Source organism: Micromonospora sp. B9E7, assembly GCF_039871815.1.
Lineage (GTDB): Bacteria > Actinomycetota > Actinomycetes > Mycobacteriales > Micromonosporaceae > Micromonospora.
The window spans coordinates 345,644-369,360 of the sequence record NZ_JBDPLX010000004.1 but is presented as its reverse complement, the minus strand read 5'-3'; the positions used below and the strand labels follow the sequence as shown (position 1 = coordinate 369,360).

At 72.2% G+C, this 23,717-nt stretch carries 4 protein-coding genes; 3 read left to right on the top strand and 1 reads right to left on the bottom strand.

What is annotated here, in order from left to right; translation table 11 throughout:
* Positions 1 to 19 precede the first annotated feature (19 nt).
* From ABGB10_RS09315 to scpA, 3 genes are read left to right on the top strand one after another with little or no spacing between them, the layout of a single operon-like run.
* Positions 20 to 18,967 (top strand): type I polyketide synthase, encoded by an 18,948-nt coding sequence (locus tag ABGB10_RS09315; RefSeq protein WP_347660458.1) that lies wholly within the window; start codon positions 20 to 22, stop codon positions 18,965 to 18,967.
* A 26-nt stretch (positions 18,968 to 18,993) separates the two neighbouring features.
* The gene (locus ABGB10_RS09310; RefSeq protein WP_347660457.1) at positions 18,994 to 20,763 is read left to right on the top strand and encodes a methylmalonyl-CoA mutase family protein; all 1,770 of its coding nucleotides are present in this window, start codon (positions 18,994 to 18,996) and stop codon (positions 20,761 to 20,763) included.
* Positions 20,760 to 22,886 carry a methylmalonyl-CoA mutase gene (gene scpA, locus ABGB10_RS09305; RefSeq protein WP_347660456.1) on the top strand — a complete coding sequence of 709 codons (2,127 nt, stop codon included), beginning with the start codon at positions 20,760 to 20,762 and terminating at the stop codon, positions 22,884 to 22,886. Before ABGB10_RS09310 ends, scpA begins: the two co-directional genes overlap by 4 nt.
* A gap of 87 nt (positions 22,887 to 22,973) precedes the next feature.
* On the opposite strand, the gene ABGB10_RS09300 is transcribed toward scpA, so the two are convergent.
* Complete coding sequence (locus ABGB10_RS09300; RefSeq protein WP_347660455.1) at positions 22,974 to 23,678, bottom strand: 4'-phosphopantetheinyl transferase superfamily protein; 705 nt, start codon at positions 23,676 to 23,678, stop codon at positions 22,974 to 22,976.
* Between the last annotated feature and the right edge of the window lie 39 nt (positions 23,679 to 23,717).

Here is a 23,717-nt window from a genome sequence, read left to right as displayed (position 1 = left end):
TCTCGGACAGGTGATTCCCATGGCGAACGAAGATCGGCTCCGCGAATATCTCAAGCGCGTCACCGCCGAACTGCACGAGACCAGCGAGCGGTTGCAGGAAGTCGAGGCGCGGCACCGCGAGCCGATCGCCATCATCGGAATGAGCTGCCGGTTCCCCGGCGGCGTCGACTCCCCGGAGTCGCTGTGGCAGCTCGTCGACTCGGGTGTCGACGCCATCGGGGAGTTCCCTGCCGAACGGGGTTGGGAGGTGGAGAAGCTCTACCACCCCGACCCGGATCACCCCGGCACGTCGTACACCCGGCACGGGGGCTTCCTGCACGACGCCGGCGACTTCGACGCGGCGTTCTTCGGCATCTCCCCTCGGGAGGCGCTGGCCACCGACGCGCAGCAACGCCTGCTGCTGGAGACGTCCTGGGAGGCGTTCGAGCGGGCCGGCGTCGACCCGGCCGCGCTCAAGGGCAGCCGGACCGGGGTCTTCACCGGCGTGATGTACCACGACTACGCCGCGCTGGTCGGCGAGCTGGGCGACTCCGCCGAGGGTTCGCTCGGCACCGGCAGCACCGGCAGCATCGCCTCCGGACGGATCGCATACACGTTCGGCCTCGAGGGCACCGCCGTCACCGTGGACACCGCCTGCTCGTCGTCGCTGGTCGCCCTGCACCTGGCCGCCCAGGCGCTGCGGCAGGGCGAGTGCGACCTGGCGCTGGCCGGCGGCGTCACGGTGATGGCCACCCCCGGAGCGTTCCTGGCCTTCTCCCGCCAGCGAGGCCTGGCCCCGGACGGACGCTGCAAGCCGTTCTCCGACGACGCCGACGGGACCGGCTGGGGCGAGGGCGTCGGCATGCTGCTTGTCGAGCGGCTCTCCGACGCCGTCCGCAACGGTCACCCGGTGCTCGCCGTGGTCCGGGGGAGCGCGGTCAACCAGGACGGCGCGTCGAACGGCCTGACCGCCCCGAACGGGCCGGCACAGCAACGCGTCATCCGCGCCGCACTCACCAACGCCGGCCTCACCACCACCGACGTCGACGCCGTCGAGGCGCACGGCACCGGCACCAAGCTGGGCGATCCGATCGAGGCGCAGGCGCTGCTGGCCACCTACGGCCAGGACCGACCCGCCGACCAGCCGCTCTGGCTGGGCTCGATCAAGTCCAACATCGGGCACACCCAGGCCGCCGCCGGCGTCGCCGGCATCATCAAGATGGTCATGGCGATGCGCCACGGCCGGATCCCGCGCAGCCTGCACGCCGACCAGCCGTCCACGCACGTCGACTGGAGTGCCGGAGCGGTCCGCATCGCCGCCGACAACCAGCCGTGGCCACAGCGCCCGGAACCGCGCCGCGCAGGTATCTCCTCGTTCGGGGTGTCCGGCACGAACGCGCACATCATCATCGAGGAATCGCCGGCCGCCGAGGTGCCGCCCCGGGACGAGGCGGTCGTGTCCGCCCTGGTGCCGTGGGTGCTGTCGGCGCGGTCGCCGGAGGCGTTGCGCGGGCAGGCGGCCCGGTTGGCGGTGGTGTCGGATGCGGATCCGGTGGATATCGGGTTCACCCTGGCGACCCACCGCACGGCGCACGCACATCGGGCGGTGGTGTTCGGGCCGGACGAGCTGGCGGCGCTCGCGGCCGGTGACCCCGGTCCGGTCGTCGGTTCGGTGGTGCGGGGCAAGACGGCGTTCGTCTTCTCCGGCCAGGGGTCGCAGCGACCCGGCATGGGTCTGCACCTCTACGACACGTTCCCCGTGTACGCGGAGGCGTTCGACGCGGTCTGCGCCGAGTTGGACCGTCACCTGGACCGGCCAATCCGCGACGTGATCGCCGAGGGCGACGACCTGGACCAGACGGTGTACACGCAGGCCGCGTTGTTCGCGGTCGAGGTGGCCCTGTTCCGGCTGGTCGAGTCGTTCGGTGTCACCCCGGACTTCCTGGTCGGGCATTCGATCGGTGAGATCGCCGCCGCGCACGTCTCCGGGGTCATGTCCCTCGCCGACGCGGCCAGGCTGGTCACCGCCCGGGGCCGCCTCATGCAGGCCCTCCCGGCTGGCGGCGTCATGGTCGCCGTGCGGGCCACCGAGGCGGAGGTGCTGCCCCTTCTGACCGCAGGGGTGTCCGTTGCGGCGGTGAACGGCCCCCGCTCGGTGGTGCTGTCCGGTGTCTCCGACGAAGTCGCGGCGGTCGCGGCGAACTTCGAGAAGTCGAAGAAGCTGCGGGTCAGTCACGCGTTCCACTCGGTGCTGATGGAGCCGATGCTGGCCGAGTTCGCCCAGGTCGCCGAAACCCTGACCTACGAGTCCACGCGCGTCCCCGTGGTGTCGAACGTGACCGGGCAGGTCGCCGAGACGCAGGACGCGGAGTACTGGGTGCGGCACGTGCGGGAAGCCGTCCGGTTCGCTGACGGGATCACCACCCTGGAAAGCCAGGGCGTCAGCACCTTCGTGGAGATCGGCCCCGACGGGGTGCTCTCCGCCATGGGCGCGGACTGTGTCACGGACGCGGTGTTCGTACCCGTGCAACGCTCTGACCGCGACCAACCGGACACCCTGCTGACCGCCCTCGCGCAGGTCTTCGTGCGCGGCGTCGCGGTCGACTGGACGCCCTGCTACCCCGGCGCGCGGCGCGTCGACCTGCCCACCTACGCCTTCCACCATCAGCGGTACTGGCCGGTCGGCACCGGCACCCCCACTGGCAGCGGCGGCACCGGGCACCCGATGCTGGACAACGCCATCACCCTGGCCGGCGCGGACGAACTCGTCGTCACCGGCCGGTGGACCGTCGCCACCCACCCCTGGCTCGCCGACCACGCACTCACCGAAACCGTAGTCGTCCCCGGCGCCGCCCTCGTCGACCTGGCCCTGGCCGCCGGCGACCGGGTCGGCTGCGACCGCATCGAGGAACTCACCACCGGCATCCCACTCACCATCGGCAGCGAAGCCGTACACGTCCAGGTCCGGGTCGGCGCACCGGACAGCGACGGGCGTCGCCCGGTCGGCATCCACGCCAGCCCGGACGCCGAGACGTGGACCGAGCACGCCCTCGGCGTACTCATGCCGGATCCTGGCGCGGCGAACCCGCCGCCGACCGCCTGGCCGCCGTCCGGCGCGACCCCCGTCGCCCTGGACGGCCTCTACGAGGCCTTCGCCGACCGCGGCCTGCACTACGGCCCGACGTTCCGCGCGCTGCGCGCCGCGTGGCGCGACCAGGAGCAGGTGTACGCGGAGATCACGCTCGACGACACGGTGCCGGTCGAGGGTTTCCCGCTGCACCCGGCGGTCCTCGACGCCGCCCTGCACGCCATCGGCGCCGGCGACCTGCTGCCCGCCCACGCCGACGGGGCCAGCGTGCCCTTCAGCTGGTCCGGCGTCACCCTGCACGCGACCGGCGGCTCCGCCGTCCGGGCCCGGGTCCGCGCCCTCGGTGCCGATTCCGTCCGGCTGGACCTGACCGACACCGCCGGCCAGCCGGTACTCACCGTCGACCGCCTCGTCCTGCGTCCACTCACCACCCCCGCGGCGGGCACCGGCGCCGACGATGCGCTGTTCCACCTCGGGTGGCTCCCGCTGGCGCCGTCCTCCGTCACCGTCACCGGTCCGGTGGTGATCCACCGGGTCGAACCGGCCGATGCCGACGTCGTCACCGGCACCCACGACCGCACCGCCGCCGTCCTGGAGACCCTCCGGTCCTGGCTTGCCGCCGGGCCGCAGGACGGCGCGCGTCTGGTCGTCGTCACGACCGGTGCGGTCGCCACGGCCGGCGAGCCGGTCACCGACCCGGGGGCCGCCGCCGTCTGGGGCCTCGTCCGGGCGGCCCAGTCCGAGCACCCCGATCGTTTCGTCCTGGTCGACGTCGACGGCACCGACGACTCCGAGGCGGCGCTGCCGAGCCTGCTCGCCACCGGCGAGCCGCAGGCCGCTTTGCGCGACGGCACCCCGACCACGCCGCGGCTGACCCGGCCACCGACCGGCACCCCGCCGCGACCTCTCGGTCTGGCCGACGGCACGGTGCTGGTCACCGGCGCCACCGGGCAGCTCGGCCGGCTGGTCGTCCGGCACCTGGTCACCACACACGGTGTACGCGACCTACTGCTGCTGAGCCGCCGTGGCGCCGAGGCGCCGGGCGCGGCGGAACTCCTGGCGGAACTCGCCGACCTGGGGGCGTCCGCGCGGGTGGTCGCGGTGGACGTGGCCGACCGCGAGGCGTTGGCCGAGGTGGTCGCCGGTGCTCCGGACCTGTCCGGTGTGGTGCACGCCGCCGGTGTGTTGGACGACGGTGTTGTCAGTGGGTTGAGCGTGGATCGTCTGTCGGCGGTGTTGCGGGCGAAGGTGGATGCGGGTTGGTATCTGCACGAGCTGACGCGTGATCGGCGGTTGTCGGCGTTCGTGGTGTTCTCGTCGGCGGCTGGTGTGTTCGGTAACGCGGGTCAGGGTGCGTACGCGGCGGGGAACGCGTTCCTGGACGCTCTGGCGCAGCACCGGCGTGGGCTCGGGCTGCCGGCGGTCTCCCTCGCCTGGGGACCCTGGGATGTCGGCATGGCTGCCGACATCGACGCCGCCGACCGGGAACGCCTCCTCCGGGGCGGCGCCCGCGAACTGACCGCGGAGCAGGGCCTCGCGCTCTTCGACCGGGCAGCGGCCGAGGACACGGCCGTCACCGTGCCCGTGCGGCTCGACCTGCGCGCGATCCGGGCAGCCGGGACCGTCCCGGCCGTCCTGCAGCATCTGGTACGCGTACGCCGTACCGCCGCGGCCTCGGCTCCGCTTCGGGACCGACTCGCGAACCTCGACCACGAGGCACGCCGCGCCGCGCTTCTCGATCTGGTGTCGTCGCGGGTGGCGGTGGTGCTGGGTCATCCGCAGGGGTGGTCGGTGGATGGTGCTCAGGCGTTCGGTGAGTTGGGTTTCGACTCGTTGACGGCTGTGGAGTTCCGCAACGGTCTGTCGGCGGCGACGGGGCTGCGGTTGTCCGCGACGACGGTGTTCGACTACCCGACTCCGGACGCGCTGGTAGACCATCTGGTGGCGGAGTTGGTAGGGGCGGTTGCTCCGGTCGCGACGGTGGCGGCGACGGTGGCCGCCGACGAGCCGATCGCGATCGTCGGCATGGCCTGCCGTTTCCCGGGTGGCGTGGATTCCCCCGAAAGCCTCTGGCGGTTGGTCGAGGCCGACGGTGAGGGGACAGGCGATTTCCCGACCGATCGTGGTTGGGATCTGGCGACGTTGGCGGAGACGTCCCTGACGGGCCGGGGTGGATTCCTGCCGAACGCGGCGGACTTCGACGCCGAGTTCTTCGGGATCTCGCCGCGTGAGGCGCTTGCCATGGATCCGCAGCAGCGCCTGTTGTTGGAGGTGAGTTGGGAGGCGTTGGAGCGGGCCGGCATCGAGCCGTCTTCCTTGCGCGGATCCGACACAGGAGTGTTCGCCGGCCTGATGTACCACGACTACGCCGGCCTGGCCCAGCAGAGCCCTGATGGTCTCGAAGGTTTCTTGGGTACGGGTAATTCGGGGAGTGTGGTGTCGGGTCGGGTTTCGTATTCGTTTGGGTTTGAGGGTCCGGCGGTGACGGTGGATACGGCGTGTTCGTCGTCGTTGGTGGCGTTGCATTTGGCGGGTCAGGCGTTGCGGCGTGGTGAGTGTTCGTTGGCGTTGGCGGGTGGGGTGACGGTGATGGCGACGCCGTCGGCTTTTGTGGAGTTTTCGCGGCAGCGTGGGTTGTCGGTGGATGGTCGGTGTCGGTCGTTTGCGGAGGGGGCGGGGGGGACTGGTTGGTCTGAGGGTGTGGGTGTGTTGTTGGTGGAGCGGTTGTCGGATGCGGTGCGGAATGGGCATCGGGTGTTGGGGGTGGTGCGGGGGAGTGCGGTTAATCAGGATGGTGCGTCGAATGGTTTGACGGCGCCTAATGGTCCGTCGCAGCAGCGGGTGATTCGGGCGGCGCTCGCGGCCGCCGATCTCACGACCTCCGATGTGGATGTGGTGGAGGCGCATGGTACGGCGACGGTGTTGGGTGATCCGATCGAGGCGCAGGCGTTGCTGGCTACTTATGGTCAGGGTCGGGATGTTGGTCGGCCGTTGTGGTTGGGGTCGGTGAAGTCGAATCTTGGTCATACTCAGGCGGCTGCGGGTGTCGCGGGGATCATCAAGATGGTCGAGGCGATGCGGCACGAAATTCTGCCGCGGACGTTGCATGTGGATGCGCCGACGTCGCAGGTGGATTGGTCGGTTGGTGAGGTGCGGTTGCTCACCGAGGCGCAGCCGTGGCCGGTCGGTGGGCGTGCGCGTCGGGCTGGGGTGTCCTCGTTCGGTATTTCCGGCACCAACGCCCACGTCATCCTCGAAGAACCACCCACCGTGCAAGCCCCGGCCGATGCGAGGCCGGAAACACCCGACATCGTGCCGTGGGTGCTCTCCGCCCGGTCGCCCGAGGCGTTGCGGGGGCAGGCCGCCCGACTGGCGTCGGTGTCGGATGCGGATCCGGTGGACGTCGGGTTCACCCTGGCCGCGCACCGTACGACACACGCGCATCGCGCGGTCGTGTTCGGTCCGGAGGAGTTGGCGGCGCTGGCCAACGGTGAGCCGGGGCCCGTCACCGGTTCGGTGGTGCGCGGGAAGACGGCGTTCGTCTTCTCCGGCCAGGGGTCGCAGCGCCCCGGCATGGGCTTGCACCTCTACGACACGTTCCCGGTGTACGCGGAGGCGTTCGACGCGGTCTGCGCCGAGCTGGACCATCACCTGGAGCGGCCGATCCGCGACGTGATCCTCAACGACGCGAAGGCCCTGGATCAGACGATCCATACGCAGGCTGCCCTGTTCGCCGTCGAGGTGGCGTTGTTCCGCCTCGTCGAGTCGTTCGGGGTCACCCCGCACTACCTGGTCGGGCACTCCATCGGTGAGATCGCCGCCGCGCACGTCTCCGGTGTGCTGTCCCTGGCCGACGCGGCGACGCTGGTCACCGCCCGGGGTCGCCTCATGCAGGCTCTCCCGGCTGGCGGTGTCATGGTCGCGGTGCGGGCCACCGAGGCCGAGGTGCTGCCGCTGCTGACCGACGGTGTTTCCGTCGCGGCGGTGAACGGCCCCCGCTCGCTGGTGCTGTCCGGTGTCGCCGACGAGGTGGCGGCGGTCGCAGGGCACTTCAAGAAGTCGAAGCGGCTGCGGGTGAGTCACGCGTTCCACTCGGTGCTGATGGAGCCGATGCTGGCCGAGTTCGCGTCGATCGCGGAGACCTTGACCTACGAGTCGCCGCGTATCCCGGTGGTGTCGAACCTGACCGGGCAGCTGGCCGAAGCACAGGACGCCGCCTACTGGGTGCGGCACGTCCGGGAAGCCGTCCGGTTCGCCGACGGCATCACCAGCCTGGAAGGTCTGGGCGTCAGCACGTTCGTGGAGATCGGCCCGGACGGGGTCCTGTCGGCGATGGGCGCGGACTGTGTGACGGACGCGGTGTTCGTACCCGTGCAACGTGCTGACCGGGACCAACCTGCCACGCTGCTGACCGCTCTCGCGCAGGTCTTCGTGCGCGGTGTCGCGGTGGACTGGACGCCGTGCCTGACCGGCGGGCGGCTGATCGACCTGCCCACCTACGCCTTCCAGCACCGCCGCTTCTGGCCCACAGCCCCCGAGGCCGCCACCGACGCGGCCAGCATCGGGCTCGGGACCGTCGACCACCCGTTCTGGGCCGCCGCCGCCGACCTGCCCGAGCAGGACAGCCTCCTGCTCACCGGCCGCCTCTCCTCCCGCGCGCAGCCCTGGCTGGCCGACCACCTGATCGGCGGCACGTTACTGGTCCCCGGCGCCGCGCTGGTCGACCTCGCCCTGGCCGCCGGCGAACACGCCGGCCTGAACCGCCTCGACGAACTCACCATCGAGGCCCCGATGGTCCTGCCGAACAGCGGCAGCACGCTGACCATCCGGGCCCTCGTCGGCCCGCCCACCGAGGACGGCCCGGCCGCGCGACGGCGCGACATCACCCTCTACGCGCGCCCCGACGACACCGGCGAATGGCAGCGACACGCCACCGGCACCCTCACCGCCGTCGCCGAAGCGGTGGAGACCCCCGGCCACTGGACGCCCGGGACGACCGAGGAAGTGCCTGTCGACGGCCTCTACCCCGGCTTCGCCGAGGTCGGATTCGACTACGGGCCGCACCTGCGTGGACTCCACCGGGCCTGGCGCCGCGACGGCGAGCTGCTCGCGGACGTGGCCCTCGCCGACGACCTCACCCTGGACGGCTTCCTCCTGCACCCCGCGCTCCTCGACGCCGCCCTGCACGGACTCGCCCTCGGCGTCCTCGACTCCGACACGACCGGCCTCCCGTTCAGCTGGACCGGAGTGACCGTGCACGCCACCGGGGCGCGCGCGGCCCGGGTGCGGATCAGCCGCGTCGGCGCCGACGCCGTCGCCCTCGACCTGCGCGACGCCGAAAACCAACCCATCGCCACCGTGGACCGGCTCGTCCTGCGTCCGTACACGGCGACGACGAGCACGACGCTTCGTCCGTACGCGATGGAATGGATGCCGATCCCCCAGCTGGACGTGCCCGCGACCCTGCTCATCGACCACGCCGATCTGGCGGCGACCCTCGCCGCCGGCAGCGTGCCGACCGGCCCGGTCCTCTGGTACGCCGAGCCCGGTCCCGCCGCCGACCCGGTGACCGCCGCGCACACCGCCGCCGCCCGCACCCTGGCGGTGCTGCAGACCTGGTTGACCGACGACCGGCTCGCCGGTGTGCGGCTGGTCATCGCGACCCGGCACGCCGTGCGGACCGGCGACGAGCCGCTGACCGATCTCGCCGGCGCCGCCGTCCACGGGCTGGTACGCAGTGCCCAGGCCGAACACCCGGACCGGTTCGTGCTTGTCGACATCGACGACGGACCCGGCTCGGTAGCGGTGCTCCCGGCCGCCGCCCACTGCGGTGAGCCGCAACTGGCGATCCGCGGCGGCGTGGTCAGCGTCCCCCGACTCGTCCGAGCGCCGGTCGAGGAACCACGCCCGTTCACCTACGGCACCGGAACGGTCCTGGTCACCGGAGCGCTGGGCACGCTCGGCCGGCTTGTGGTCCGGCACCTCGTCACCACGCACGGCGTACGCGACCTGCTGCTGGTCAGCCGTCGTGGCGCGGAGTCCCCCGGAGCGGCCGAATACGTGGCGGAGCTCGCCGAACTCGGCGCGTCCGCCCGACTGGTGGCCGCGGACGCCACCGACCGGGCAGCAATGGCCGAGGTGGTTGCCGGTACCCCGGACCTGTCCGCTGTGGTGCACCTGGCCGGTGTGCTCGACGACGGTGTCGTCAGTGGGCTGAGCGTGGATCGTCTGTCGGCGGTGTTGCGGGCGAAGGTGGATGCGGGTTGGTATCTGCACGAGTTGACCCAGGGTCGGCGGTTGTCGGCGTTCGTGGTGTTCTCGTCGGCGGCCGGGGTGTTCGGTAACGCGGGTCAGGGTGCGTACGCGGCGGGGAACGCGTTCCTGGACGCTCTGGCGCAGCACCGGCGTGGGCTCGGGCTGCCGGCTGTCTCCCTCGCCTGGGGCCTCTGGGCCGACGCCAGCGACCTGAGCGCCAACGCCGACCAACGCCGACTCGGCCGAGGCGGGGTGCTCCCGCTCACCGCCGAGCAGGGACTCGCCCTGCTCGACGCCGGTTGCGTGTCCTCACCGCCGGTCAGCGTGCCGATCCTGCTCGACCTGGCAGCGGTGGCCGCCTCCGGCACCGTTCCCACGCTCCTGCGGCACCTCGTCCGACCCGCACGCCGGGTGGCCGCCGCCTCGGTCGACAGGTCGTCGCTGCGGGCCCGGCTCGCCGACCTACCGCCGAACGAGCGGCACACCCACCTTCTCGACCTGGTGTCCTCACGGGTGGCGGTGGTGCTGGGTCATCCGCAGGGGTGGTCGGTGGATGGTGCTCAGGCGTTCGGTGAGTTGGGTTTCGACTCGTTGACGGCTGTGGAGTTCCGCAACGGTTTGTCGGCGGCGACCGGGCTGCGGTTGTCGGCGACGACGGTGTTCGACTATCCGACTCCGGACGCGCTGGTCGACCATCTGCTGGCCGAGCTGACCGACGTGGCGGCGACGGAGCCAGGTGCTCCGACCGTGCTGGCGGCGGACGAGCCGATCGCGATCGTCGGCATGGCCTGTCGTTTCCCAGGCGGGGTGGACTCACCCGAGGGTTTGTGGCGGCTGGTCGACTCCGACGGGGACGGCATCGGTGACTTCCCCACCGATCGAGGGTGGGACCTGGAGACGCTCTTCGACACGGACGAATCCCGGACGGACACCTCGTACACCCGCCGGGGCGGCTTCCTGGCCAACGCCGCCGAGTTCGACGCCGAGTTCTTCGGCATCTCGCCGCGTGAGGCCCTTGCCATGGATCCGCAGCAGCGCCTGTTGTTGGAGGTGAGTTGGGAGGCCCTGGAACGAGCCGGATTCGACCCACAATCGCTACGCGGCTCGGACACCGGCGTTTTCGCCGGCCTGATGTACCACGACTACGGGCCATTCGCACAACAGAGCCCCGACGGTCTCGAAGGATTCTTGGGTACGGGTAATTCGGGGAGTGTGGTGTCGGGTCGGGTTTCGTATTCGTTTGGGTTTGAGGGTCCGGCGGTGACGGTGGATACGGCGTGTTCGTCGTCGTTGGTGGCGTTGCATTTGGCGGGTCAGGCGTTGCGGCGTGGTGAGTGTTCGTTGGCGTTGGCTGGTGGGGTGACGGTGATGGCGACGCCGTCGGCTTTTGTGGAGTTTTCGCGGCAGCGTGGGTTGTCGGTGGATGGTCGGTGTCGGTCGTTTGCGGAGGGGGCGGGGGGGACTGGTTGGTCTGAGGGTGTGGGTGTGTTGTTGGTGGAGCGGTTGTCGGATGCGGTGCGGAATGGGCATCGGGTGTTGGGGGTGGTGCGGGGGAGTGCGGTTAATCAGGATGGTGCGTCGAATGGTTTGACGGCGCCTAATGGTCCGTCGCAGCAGCGGGTGATTCGGGCGGCGCTCGCGGCCGCCGATCTCACGACCTCCGATGTGGATGTGGTGGAGGCGCATGGTACGGCGACGGTGTTGGGTGATCCGATTGAGGCGCAGGCGTTGCTGGCTACTTATGGTCAGGGTCGGGATGTTGGTCGGCCGTTGTGGTTGGGGTCGGTGAAGTCGAATCTTGGTCATACGCAGGCGGCTGCGGGTGTCGCGGGGATCATCAAGATGGTCGAGGCGATGCGGCACGAAATTCTGCCGCGGACGTTGCATGTGGATGCGCCGACGTCGCAGGTGGATTGGTCGGCTGGTGAGGTGCGGTTGTTGACCGAGGCGCAGCCGTGGCCGGTCGGTGGGCGTGCGCGTCGGGCTGGGGTGTCCTCGTTCGGTATTTCCGGCACGAACGCCCACGTCATCCTCGAAGAACCACCGACCGTGCCGACACCTGCCGACACGACGCCGGAAACACCCCACATCGTGCCGTGGGTGCTCTCCGCCCGGTCACCCGAGGCGCTGCAAGGGCAGGCCGCCCGGCTGGTGTCGGTGGACGCCGACCCGGTGGACGTCGGGTTCTCGTTGGTGTCGTCGCGGTCGACGCACCCGCATCGGGCGGTGGTGTTCGGGCGCGACGAGCTGGCGGCGCTCGTGGCTGGCGAACCCGGTCCCGTGGTCGGGTCGGTGGTGCGCGGCAAGACGGCGTTCGTCTTCTCCGGCCAGGGGTCGCAGCGCCCCGGCATGGGATTGGACCTCCACGACACGTTCCCTGTGTACACCGAGGTGTTCGACGCGGCCTGCACCGAGCTGGACCGGCACCTGGACCGGCCGATCCGCGACGTCATCGCCCAGGGCGACGACCTCAACCAGACCGTCTACACCCAGGCGGCGTTGTTCGCCGTCGAGGTGGCCCTGTTCCGCCTCGTGGAGTCATTCGGGGTCACACCGGACTACCTCGTCGGGCACTCGATCGGGGAGATCGCCGCCGCGCACGTCGCCGGTGTGCTGTCCCTGGCCGACGCGGCGACGCTGGTCACCGCCCGAGGCCGGCTCATGCAGGCGCTCCCGGCCGGCGGCGTCATGGTCGCCGTGCGGGCCACCGAGGCCGAGGTGCTGCCGCTGCTCACCGAGGGCGTGAACATCGCCGCGATCAACGGACCCCGCTCGCTGGTGCTGTCCGGTGGGGCCGACGAGGTGACGGCGGTCGCAGGGCACTTCAAGAAGTCGAAGAAGCTGCGGGTCAGTCACGCGTTCCACTCCGTGCTGATGGAGCCGATGCTGGAGGCTTTCACCGAGGTCGCCGAAACCCTGACCTACGAGTCCCCGCGCGTCCCCGTCGTGTCGAACCTGACCGGGCAGGTCGCCGAGACGCAGGACGCCGCCTACTGGGTTCGACACGTCCGCGAGGCGGTGCGCTTCGCCGACGGCATCACCACCCTGGAAAGCCTCGGCGTCGCCACCTTTGTGGAGATCGGCCCGGACGGGGTCCTCTCCGCGATGGGCGCGGACTGCGTCACCGACGCCGTGTTCGTACCCCTGCAACGCGCTGACCGCGACCAACCCGCCACCCTGTTCACCGCCCTCGCGCAGGTCTTCGTGCGCGGCGTCGCGGTCGACTGGACACCCTCCCTGACCGGCGGACGGCTCATCGACCTGCCCACCTACGCATTCCACCACCAGCGCTACTGGCCGACGCCCGGCACCCGGACCACGAACCCCACCGACGCCGCCTTCTGGGACGCCGTCGAACGTGCCGACCTCGACACCCTCACCCAGACCCTGAAACTCGACGACAGCACCGCCCTCACCCCACTGCTCCCCGCCCTGGCCTCCTGGCGGCGCGACCACACCACCGCGCCACTGGGCCGCTACGGCCTCGACTGGACCCCACTACCGCAGGCCGGCACACCCACCGGGACCTGGCTGATCGCCGAACCGGCCGACGACACCCGCGTCTCGGACGCCCTGGCCACCACCGGCCTCGACGTGCGACGCGGTACCCCGGACGCCGAGACGATGCGGGACGTCACGGGTGTCGCCGTCGTGGTGGACGACCCCGTACACGCACTGCGCGCCGTCCAGACCCACCAGTCGCTGAGCGCCGACATCCCACTCTGGCTGATCACCAGCGGTGCGGTAGCCGCCACCCCGCACGACCCGGCGCCCATCCCGTCCGCCGCGGCCGTCTGGGGCCTCGGCCGCGTCGCCGCCCTGGAAATCCCCCGTGCCTGGGGCGGCCTCGTCGACCTGCCCGCCGGCCGTGACCCCGTCGACGGACGGGTGCTCGCCGCCGCGCTGGCCGGCTCCGCCGGCGAGGACCAGGTCGCCGTCCGCGCCGGACTGCTCGCCCGGCGACTCGTCCCATCATCCGGGGCGGGCCGGCCCTGGCAGCCGCGCGGCACCGTCCTGATCACCGGCGGCACCGGCGCGCTGGGAGCGCACGCCGCCCGCTGGGCCGCCGGCCACGGCGCCGACCATCTGGTCCTGCTCAGCCGCCGGGGCGAGGCCGCACCCGGTGCCGCCGACCTACGCGACGAACTGACCGCCGCCGGGGCACGAGTCACGGTGCACGCCGTCGACCTGGCCGACCGGGACGCCCTCGGTGCGGTCGTCGCGGACCTGAACGCCGCCGGTGAGACGGTCACCGCGGTGCTGCACACCGCCGGCGTCGCCACCCGCGCCCCACTCGCGGAGCTGACCGCCGACGCCATCGCCGAGGTCACGGCCGCCAAGGTGCTCGGCGCGACACACCTGGACGACCTGTTCCGGGACACCGCGTTGGACGCCTTCGTGCTGTTCTCCTCGATCGCCGGTGTCTGGGGCAGCGGCGACCACGCCGCCTACGCCGCCGCCAATGCGGCCCTGGACGCCGTCGCCGACCAGCGCCGGTCCCGTGGGCTCAGCGCGACCTCGATCGGCTGGGGCCCGTGGGCCGACGGTGGCATGGCCGCCGATAGCGCCGTGGACGAACAACTACGCCGACGCGGCCTGCGCCCGATGGCCCCCGAGCGGGCCCTGCGCGGGCTGCGGGCGGCGGTCGGCGACGACCGTACGAGCGTCGTCGTCGCCGACGTGGACTGGGCGACGTTCGCCCCGGCGTTCACCGCCGCCCGGCCCAGCCCGCTGCTCGACGGCGTCCCGGAGGTCCACGCCCTCACCACCGAACCGGAGTCGACCGCCGACGACGGGTGGCGGGCCGGGCTGTTGGCGCTCGCCGGCACCGAACGGACCCACGCGGTGCTGGAGACCGTCCGGACGCACGTCGCGGAGGTCCTCCGACTGCGGTCGTCGCAGGCGGTCGATCCCGGCCGCTCGTTCACCGAGATCGGCTTCGACTCGCTGACCGGTGTCGAACTGCGCAACCGGCTCGGCGCGGCCACCGGACTGCGGCTGCCCACCACCCTGGTCTTCGACCATCCGACGCCGGAGGCACTCGCCGCGTACCTGGAGAGTGAGGTTGTCGGGGCTCCCGACCCGACCCCGGTCGCCGCCGTGACGGGCCGCACCGACGAGCCGATCGCGATCGTCGCGATGTCCTGCCGATTCCCCGGCGGCATCGGCTCGCCCGAGGACCTGTGGCGGTTGCTCGCCGACGGCGGAGACGCCATCGGCGGCTTCCCCACCGACCGTGGATGGGACCTGGACGCCCTCTACGACCCGGACCCGGACGCCATCGGCACCACCTACGTACGCGAGGGCGGCTTCCTGGCGGACGCCACCGAGTTCGACGCCGGGTTCTTCGGCATCTCGCCCCGCGAGGCACTGGCCATGGACCCGCAGCAGCGGCTGCTGCTGGAGACAGCGTGGGAGGCGTTCGAACGCGGCGGTGTGCCGGCCGACGCGCTCCGCGGAAGCCAGACCGGGGTCTTCGTCGGCACCAACAACCTGGACTACGGTCCGCTGCTGACCGGTGAGCAGGAGGCCGCCGAAGGGTACGTCAGCACCGGTAACGCGGCGAGCGTCGTCTCCGGGCGGATCTCCTACACCTTCGGGCTGGAAGGCCCGGCGGTCACCGTGGACACTGCCTGCTCGTCGTCGCTGGTCGCCCTGCACTGGGCGAGCCAGGCGCTGCGGCAGGGCGAGTGCGACCTCGCCCTGGCCGGCGGCGTCACAGTGATGTCCACGCCGGGCGCGTTCATCGAGTTCAGCCGCCAGCGGGGCCTGTCCGCCACCGCCCGATGCCGGGCGTTCTCGGCCGATGCCGACGGGACGATCTGGGGTGAGGGCGTCGGCATGCTCCTTCTGGAACGCCTCAGCGACGCGGTCGCAAACGACCACCCGGTGCTCGCCGTGGTCCGGGGGAGCGCGGTGAACCAGGACGGCGCGTCGAACGGGCTGACCGCACCGAACGGGCCGTCGCAGCAGCGGGTGATCCGGGCGGCTCTGGCCAACGCGGGCGTGTCGGCCGCCGACGTCGACGTGGTGGAGGCGCACGGCACCGGCACCAAGCTGGGCGACCCGATCGAGGCGCAGGCGCTGCTCGCGACGTACGGGCAGGGGCGAACCACCGACCAGCCGCTGTGGCTGGGCTCGGTGAAGTCGAACCTCGGCCACACCCAGGCGGCCGCCGGTGTCGCCGGCATCATCAAGATGGTCGAGGCGATGCGGCACGAAACCCTGCCGCGTACGCTGCACGCCGACCAGCCCAGCCCGCACGTGGACTGGACCACGGGTGCGGTGGCCCTGCTCACCGAGGAGCAGCCGTGGGAGCGGACCGGTGACCGGCCGCGTCGGGCGGGCATCTCGTCGTTCGGGTTCAGCGGTACGAACGCCCACGCCGTCCTGGAGGAGCCGCCCACCCGAACGCCGTCCGTGCCCATCGAGCCGGAGCCGTCGCAGCCGCCGGTGCTGGGGCTGCCGCTGTCGGCCCGTACCGGGCCCGCGCTCCGGGAGCACGGTGCTCGGCTGCGGGAACACCTGTCGGCGGGGGCCGATCCGAAGGACCTGATCCACTCGCTGACGACCACCCGCAGCGTCCTGGAGGAGCGGGCGGTGGTGGTCGGTGTCGACACGGAAGACCTGGTGACGGCGCTCGACGCCCTGGCTGCCGGTGGTGAGCACCCCCGGGTGGTGACCGGGTCGGCGGTACGCGGCCGGACGGCTTTCGTCTTCTCCGGGCAGGGCTCACAGCGACCGGGCATGGGCCTGGACCTCTACGACACGTTCCCGGTGTACGCGGAGGCGTTCGACGCGGTCTGCGCCGAGTTGGACCGTCACCTGGACCGGCCGGTCCGGGAGGTGATCGCCGAGGGCGACGACCTGGACCAGACGGTGTACACGCAGGCCGCGTTGTTCGCGGTCGAGGTGGCGTTGTTCCGGCTGGTCGAGTCGTTCGGTGTCACCCCGGACTTCCTGGTCGGGCATTCGATCGGTGAGATCGCCGCCGCGCACGTCTCCGGGGTCATGTCCCTCGCCGACGCGGCCAGGCTGGTCAGCGCCCGGGGCCGCCTCATGCAGGCCCTCCCGGCTGGCGGCGTCATGGTCGCGGTGCGGGCCACCGAGGCGGAGGTGTTGCCGCTTCTCACCGAGGGCGTGAGCATCGCGGCGGTGAATGGTCCGCGGTCGGTGGTGCTGTCCGGTGTGGCCGACGAGGTGACGGCGGTCGCGGCGCACTTCGAGAAGTCGAAGAAGCTGCGGGTCAGTCACGCGTTCCACTCGGTGCTGATGGAGCCGATGCTGGCCGAGTTCGCCTCGGTCGCGGCTGGTTTGTCCTACCAGGCACCGCGCATCCCCGTCGTGTCGAACGTGACCGGGCAGGTCGCCGAGATCCAGGACGCCGGCTACTGGGTGCGACACGTCCGCGAGGCGGTGCGCTTCGCCGACGGGATCACCACCCTGGAGAGCCTCGGTGTCGCCACGTTCGTGGAGATCGGCCCGGACGGGGTGCTGTCCGCGATGGGCGCGGACTGTGTCTCCGACGCGGTGTTCGTACCCGTGCAACGCGCTGACCGCGACCAACCGACCACCCTCCTCACCGCCCTGGCCAGCGCCTTCGTCCGCGGTGTGCCCGTCGGCTGGGGACGCTGCGTTCCCGGCGGCCGACGAGTCGACCTGCCCACCTACCCCTTCCAGCGCGTCCGTTTCTGGCCGTCCCCGGTCGAACCGGTCACCGTCGACCCGGTGGACAGCGAGTTCTGGCAGGCCGTCGAGGACGGCGATCTCAGCCCGCTCGGTATCACCGGTGACAACGCCGACCTGCTGCCCGCCCTGACCGCGTGGCGTCACGAGCGACGAGCCACCCGAGCCCGCGACTCGTGGCGCTACGAGGAGGCGTGGGCCCCGACCGCCCCGCCCACCACGGCGATCACCGGGACGTGGCTGGTGCTCGGCGACGACGCGTACCTCACGGCGGTCGCCGAGACCCTCACCGCGTACGGCGCCGAGGTGCGCGGCGTCCCGGGCCTCGGCCCGGACCGGGCCGTCGTGGCCGACCAACTGCGCCTGGCCGCAGTCGGCGGCCCGTTCGCCGGTGCGGTCGCGGCCGGTGGCACGCCCGAGGTGGCGCTCGTCCTCGTCCAGGCCTACGCCGACGCCGCCGTCGACGCGCCGCTCTGGATGGTGACCACGGCGGCCGTCGCCACCGAGCCCGGTGAACCGGTCGACCCGTCCGCCGCGGCGGTGTGGGGCCTGGGCCGGGTCGCCGCCCTGGAACTGCCGAACCGGTGGGGCGGCCTCGTGGACGTGCCGGTGGACTGGACCGGCGACCACCTCGCCGCCGCGCTCGGCGGCGACGGCGAGGACCAGCTCGCCATCCGTGGTGACCGGGTGCTCGCCCGGCGTCTGCGGCACGCCACCGCGCCGGTCGGACGCTGGCGCCCGCGCGGCAAGGTCCTGGTCGTCGGCGACACCAGCGGCGACATCGCCCGCTGGGCGGCGGCCGAGGGGGCCGACCGGGTGATCGTCACGGAGAGCATCGCCGAGGTGGACGACGGCATCGTCACCGTCGAGGCCTGCACCGGAGACGACCGCGCAGCCCTGGCCGACCTGCTGGACCGCGTCCGCGCCGACGGCGTCGCGCTGACGGCCGTCGTCCTCGCCGACCGCTCGGAGCCCGCACCGGCGCCCCTGACCGACACCACATCCGATGCCTGGGACACCCCGGCGGTACGCCGGGCCCGGCACCTGACCGCCCTCATCGACGAGGACCTGGACGCGTTCGTCGTCTTCACCTCGGTGGCCGGCACCTGGGGTGGCGGCCTGCAGACCGCCGCGGCCGTGGCCGCCACGACCATCGAGGCGCTCGCCCAGCGGGCCGGCGCCACCGCGATCGCCTGGGGACCGTGGAGCGGAAGCGACGAACGCCTCCGCCGCCGCGGTCTGACCGCCCTTCCCCCGAACGCCGCCCTCGACGCGATGGCAGCCGCAGCCGGCACGACCGGCCGGGTCGTCCTCGCCGACGTCGACTGGCCCCGGTTCGCGCTCGCGTTCACCGGCACCCGGCCCAGCCGGCTGCTCACCGACCTGCCCGAGGTGCCCGTGTCGGCGGCCGAACAGCCGCCCACCGGAGACGCCGGAGCCACCGCCGCGCTGCGCGACCAGTGGCGGGCCCTGGCCGAACCGGAACAGGACCGGGCGGCTCTCGACCTGGTACGCGGCACCGTCGCCGCCGTCCTGGGGCACGGCACCCTGGAAGCCGTCCCGCCCACCCGGGCCTTCACCGAGCTGGGCTTCGACTCGCTCACCGCGGTCGAGCTACGCAACCGGCTCGGCCGGGTCACCGGCCTGAACCTGCCACCCACGGCCGCGTTCGACCACCCGACCGCGCAAGCCCTCGCACGTCACATCCGGGACACCGTCATCGGCGACGGCCTGGATCTGACCGGCGGGCTCTTCGCCGAACTGGACCGTCTCGAAGCCGGCCTCGCCCTGTCCACACCGGACAGCACCACGCGGAGCCGGACCGTCCTGCGACTCCAAGCCTTCATCAACCGCCTCAACGACGTCGTCGAGCCGGTCACCGAGGAGGCACCTCCGCTCGAAGAAGCCAGTGACGAGGAACTGTTCGCCTTCATCCGCAGCGAACTCGGCCGCGCCTGACCGGGCCGGGCCAAGGAGGAACACTCATGACAGACGACTTCCCGGTTCCCGCCATCGAGGACTGGCAGCGGCTCACCCTGAGCGTGCTGCGCAAGTCCGGCAAGGCGGACGAGAACACCCGGGCGGGTGAGGCCGCGGACCTGCTGGCCACCACCACGTACGACGGATTCCCGCTGGCCCCGCTCTACACCTCGCGCGACACCACGGTGCCGGACGGCCGGCCCGGGCAGGCGCCGTTCACCCGGGGCGGTGGGGTCGGCGGCCGGTGGGACGTGCGGACCGTGCACACCGACCCCGACCCGGTACGCACCGCGACGGCGGCCCGAGCCGACCTGCACGGAGGGGCGACCTCGCTGTGGCTGCGGGCGACGGCACCCGAGCAGCTGGGCGAGCTGCTCGCCGGCATCCCACTGGACCGTACCGGCATCGTGCTCGACGCCGGCACCGAGACCGACAAGGCCGCCGCCGCCCTGCTGGATGTGGCCACCAGGCAGCACATCGAGCCTCGCGTGTTGCGGGGCAACCTCGGCGCCGACCCGTACGGGGCGTACGCGGCGAGCGGCGTCGAACCGGAACTCGGGGTCGCCGCGGAGCTGGCCGCCCAGTCGGTGACGGCGCACCCCGGGTTGCGGGCGTTGACCGTCGACGCGACCACCTACCACGACGCGGGCGGCAGTGACGCCGAGGAGTTGGGTTGCGCGCTGGCCACCGGCGTCGCGTACCTGCGGGCGATGAGCGACCGGGGGATCCCGCTGACCAGGTCGCTCGCCCAGCTCGAGTTCCGGTACGCCGCGACCGCCGACCAGTTCGCCACGATCGCCAAGCTCCGGGCGGCCCGCCGACTCTGGCACCGGGTCACCGAGGTGGCAGGTGCCAACCGGCCGTCGGCGCAGCGGCAGCACGCGGTCACCTCGGCCGCGATGATGACCGCCCGGGACCCGTGGAGCAACCTGCTGCGGACCACGATCGCCTGCTTCGGCGCGGGCGTCGGCGGCGCCGGGGCGATCACCGTCCAGCCGTTCGACCTGGCCCTGGGGCGACCCGACGAGACGGCCCAGCGGATCGCCCGCAACACCCAGATCATCCTGATGGACGAGGCACACCTGGATCGGGTCACCGACCCGGCCGGCGGATCCTGGTACGTCGAGTCACGCACCGAGGACCTGGCCCGCGCGGCCTGGGACTGGTTCACCACGATCGAGCGGGCCGGCGGCATCGGGACGGCGCTGCGCAGCGGTCTGGTCGCCGACCGGCTGGCCGCCACCTGGGAGCGCCGGGCCGCGCGGCTGGCCCGCCGGCAGGACGCGATCACCGGGGTCAGCGAGTTCCCCGATCTGGACGAGCAGGTCCCCGCCCACCATGCCGGATCGCCCGCTCCCGTCGGCGGCCTGCCCCGCCACCGTTACGCGTACCGCTTCGAGGAGCTGCGTCGCCGAGCCGACGGCGCGCCGACGCCGCCGCTGGTGCACCTGGTCGCGATCGGACGGACGTCCGAGCACAACGCCCGGGTCACCTTCACCGCGAACCTGTTCGCCGCCGGCGGCATCCGCACCGTGACGACGGCCCCCGGCGACGCGGTCCCGCCCGGGGCCGTGGTCTGCCTCTGCTCGTCCGACCGGGTCTACGCCGAGCAGGCCGCGCCGGTCGCGACCGCGCTGCGGCAGGCCGGCGCGGCGAAGGTCTGGCTGGCCGGGCGGCCCGGCGGGCATCCCGGCGTCGACGCCTACCTGTACGCCGGATGCGACGCCGTGCACGTGTTGGAGACCACCCTCGACGACCTCGGAGTGCCCCGATGATCCCCTCGTACGCCGACGTCGCGCTCGGCACACCACAGGCGCCGAGTGGACCGACCCCGGAGCCGACCGAGGTGTGGCAGACCCCGGAGGGGATCGGGGTCAAGCAGTTCTACACCGCCGACGACCTGGCCGGCGTGGACTTCCTCGACTCGCTGCCCGGCATCGCCCCGTTCGTGCGCGGCCCCTACCCGACCATGTACACCACCCGCCCGTGGACGGTCCGCCAGTACGCCGGTTTCTCCACCGCGCAGGAGTCCAACGCGTTCTACCGGCGCAACCTGGCCGGCGGCCAGAAGGGCCTGTCGGTCGCGTTCGACCTGGCCACCCACCGTGGCTACGACTCCGACCACCCCCGGGTGGCCGGTGACGTGGGCATGGCCGGAGTGGCGATCGACTCGATCCTCGACATGCGGGAGCTGTTCGCCGGCATCCCGCTGGACCGGATCAGCGTGTCGATGACCATGAACGGCGCGGTGCTGCCGATCCTCGCCCTCTACATCGTCACCGCCGAGGAGCAGGGGGTCACGCCCGAGCGGTTGGCGGGGACCATCCAGAACGACATCCTCAAGGAGTTCATGGTCCGCAACACGTACATCTATCCGCCGGAGCCGTCGATGCGGATCGTGGCGGACATCTTCGCCTACATCTCGCAGCGGATGCCCCGGTTCAACTCGATCTCGATCTCCGGCTACCACATGCACGAGGCCGGTGCGACCGCCGACCTGGAGTTGGCGTACACCCTCGCGGACGGGGCCGAGTACGTGCGCGCCGGCAAGACCGCCGGGCTGGACGTCGACGCGTTCGCTCCCCGACTGTCGTTCTTCTGGGCGGTCGGTATGCACTTCTTCATGGAGGTGGCGAAGCTGCGGGCCGGCCGCCTGCTGTGGGCGCGGCTGCTGCGCGACGCCGGCGCGACCGACCCGAAGTCGTTGTCGCTGCGCACCCACTGTCAAACGTCCGGCTGGTCGTTGACGGCGCAGGACCCGTACAACAACGTGGTGCGGACCTGTGTCGAGGCGATGGCGGCCACCCAGGGTCACACGCAGTCGCTGCACACGAACGCGCTGGACGAGGCGTTGGCGTTGCCGACCGACTTCTCCGCCCGCATCGCCCGCAACACCCAACTGCTGCTGCAGCAGGAGTCGGGCACCACCCAGGTGATCGACCCGTGGGGCGGTAGCGCCTACCTGGAGCGGCTCACCCACGACCTGGCCCAGCGGGCATGGGGTCACATCCGGGAGGTCGAGCAGGCCGGCGGTATGGCCCGGGCCATCGAGCAGGGGTTGCCGAAGTTGCGGATCGAGGAGGCCGCCGCGCGTACCCAGGCGCGGATCGACTCGGGCCGCCAACCGGTGATCGGCGTGAACCGGCACCGGCCGGTGGTCGAGGACCCCATCGAGGTGCGCAAGGTGGACAACACGGCGGTCCGCGCCGAGCAGGTCGCCAAGCTACGCCGGCTGCGCGCCGAACGCGACCAGCCGGCCTGCGACGCCGCCCTGGCCGCGCTCACCCGCGGCGCCACCGACCCGGCGGCCAACCTGCTCGACCTGGCCGTCACCGCCGCCCGAGCCCACGCCACCGTCGGGGAGATCTCCGCGGCCCTGGAGACGGCGTACGGCCGGCACGTCGCCCACATCCGCACGACCAGCGGCGTGTACCGCGACGAGGCGGGCGCCGATCCCGGTGTCGCGCGGGCCCGTGCCGCCGCCGACGCGTTCGCCGAGCGGCGGGGGGTCCGCCCGCGCATCCTGGTCGCCAAGATGGGCCAGGACGGTCACGACCGCGGTCAGAAGGTCGTCGCCACGGCCTTCGCCGACCTGGGTTTCGACGTCGAGGTCGGTCCGCTGTTCCAGACCCCGGACGAGGTGGCCCGGCAGGCCGTCGACGCGGACGTGCACGTCGTCGGAGTCAACTCGCTCGCCGCCGGTCACCTCACCCTGGTGCCGGCGTTGCGCGAGGCGCTGACCGCCCTGGGTGGCGCGGACATCATGATCGTGGTCGGTGGGGTGGTTCCTCCCGGTGACATCGCCGCGCTTCGCCGGGCCGGGGCCTCGGCCGTCTTCCCGCCCGGCACGGTGCTCGCCGAGGCCGCGGTGGACCTGTTGGAACGGCTTCAGCGATGAGTACGGCGACCGGCTCACCGATCGCGGGCTGACCGCAGACGACACGGTGGCCGCCTCCCACACGGGAGGCGGCCACCGTGTCGTGCGCTAGCGGTGGGCGGCGAGACGGCCGGTGGCACGGGTCTTCGGGGCCACCGGGGCGAGCACGGTGATGGCGGTGACGACGAGGCCCTGCTCGGCCATCCACCGGCCGCTGAAGCCGCTGAGCCGCCGACCGTGCACCCAGGGCCCGGTCACCAGCAGCGCGGCGCTGAACGTCCCGCTCAGCGGGTCGATGACGATGTTCGCGTCCTCGAAGTCGAGCCATCGCGCGGTCAGCGGGAACCAGGCCTTGTAGACCGACTCCTTGGCGCTGAACAGCAGCCGGTCCCAGGCGACACCGGGATGGTCCCGCAGCAGGACGGCGATCCGGTCCCGCTCCTCGGCCAGGGAGACGGCTTCGAGCACGCCGTTGGCGAGGGCCTCGTTGGGCTCGGCGTCGATGCCGACGGTGGTGACCTTCTCCTGCTCGGCGAGGACGGCGGCGCGGTAGCCGGCGCAGTGGGTGATGCTGCCGACCATCCCGAACGGCCACTGGGGCTCGCCCCGGGTGCCGGGCAGGACCGGCGCGGGAGCGATCCCGATCCGTCGCATCGCCTGGCGGGCGCACCAGCGGGCCGTGGTGAACTCGCGGCGGCGCTTGTCCACCGCCTTGCGGACGACTGCCTCCTCCTCGGGGAAGAGCTCGGCGCCCGGCGGGTCCACGAACGTGTCGACGGCCGTCACGGCGCCGGGAAGAATGGACTCGATCATGGCTTCCTCCGCGCCGGAGAAACGGTTCCGGAGTCAGCG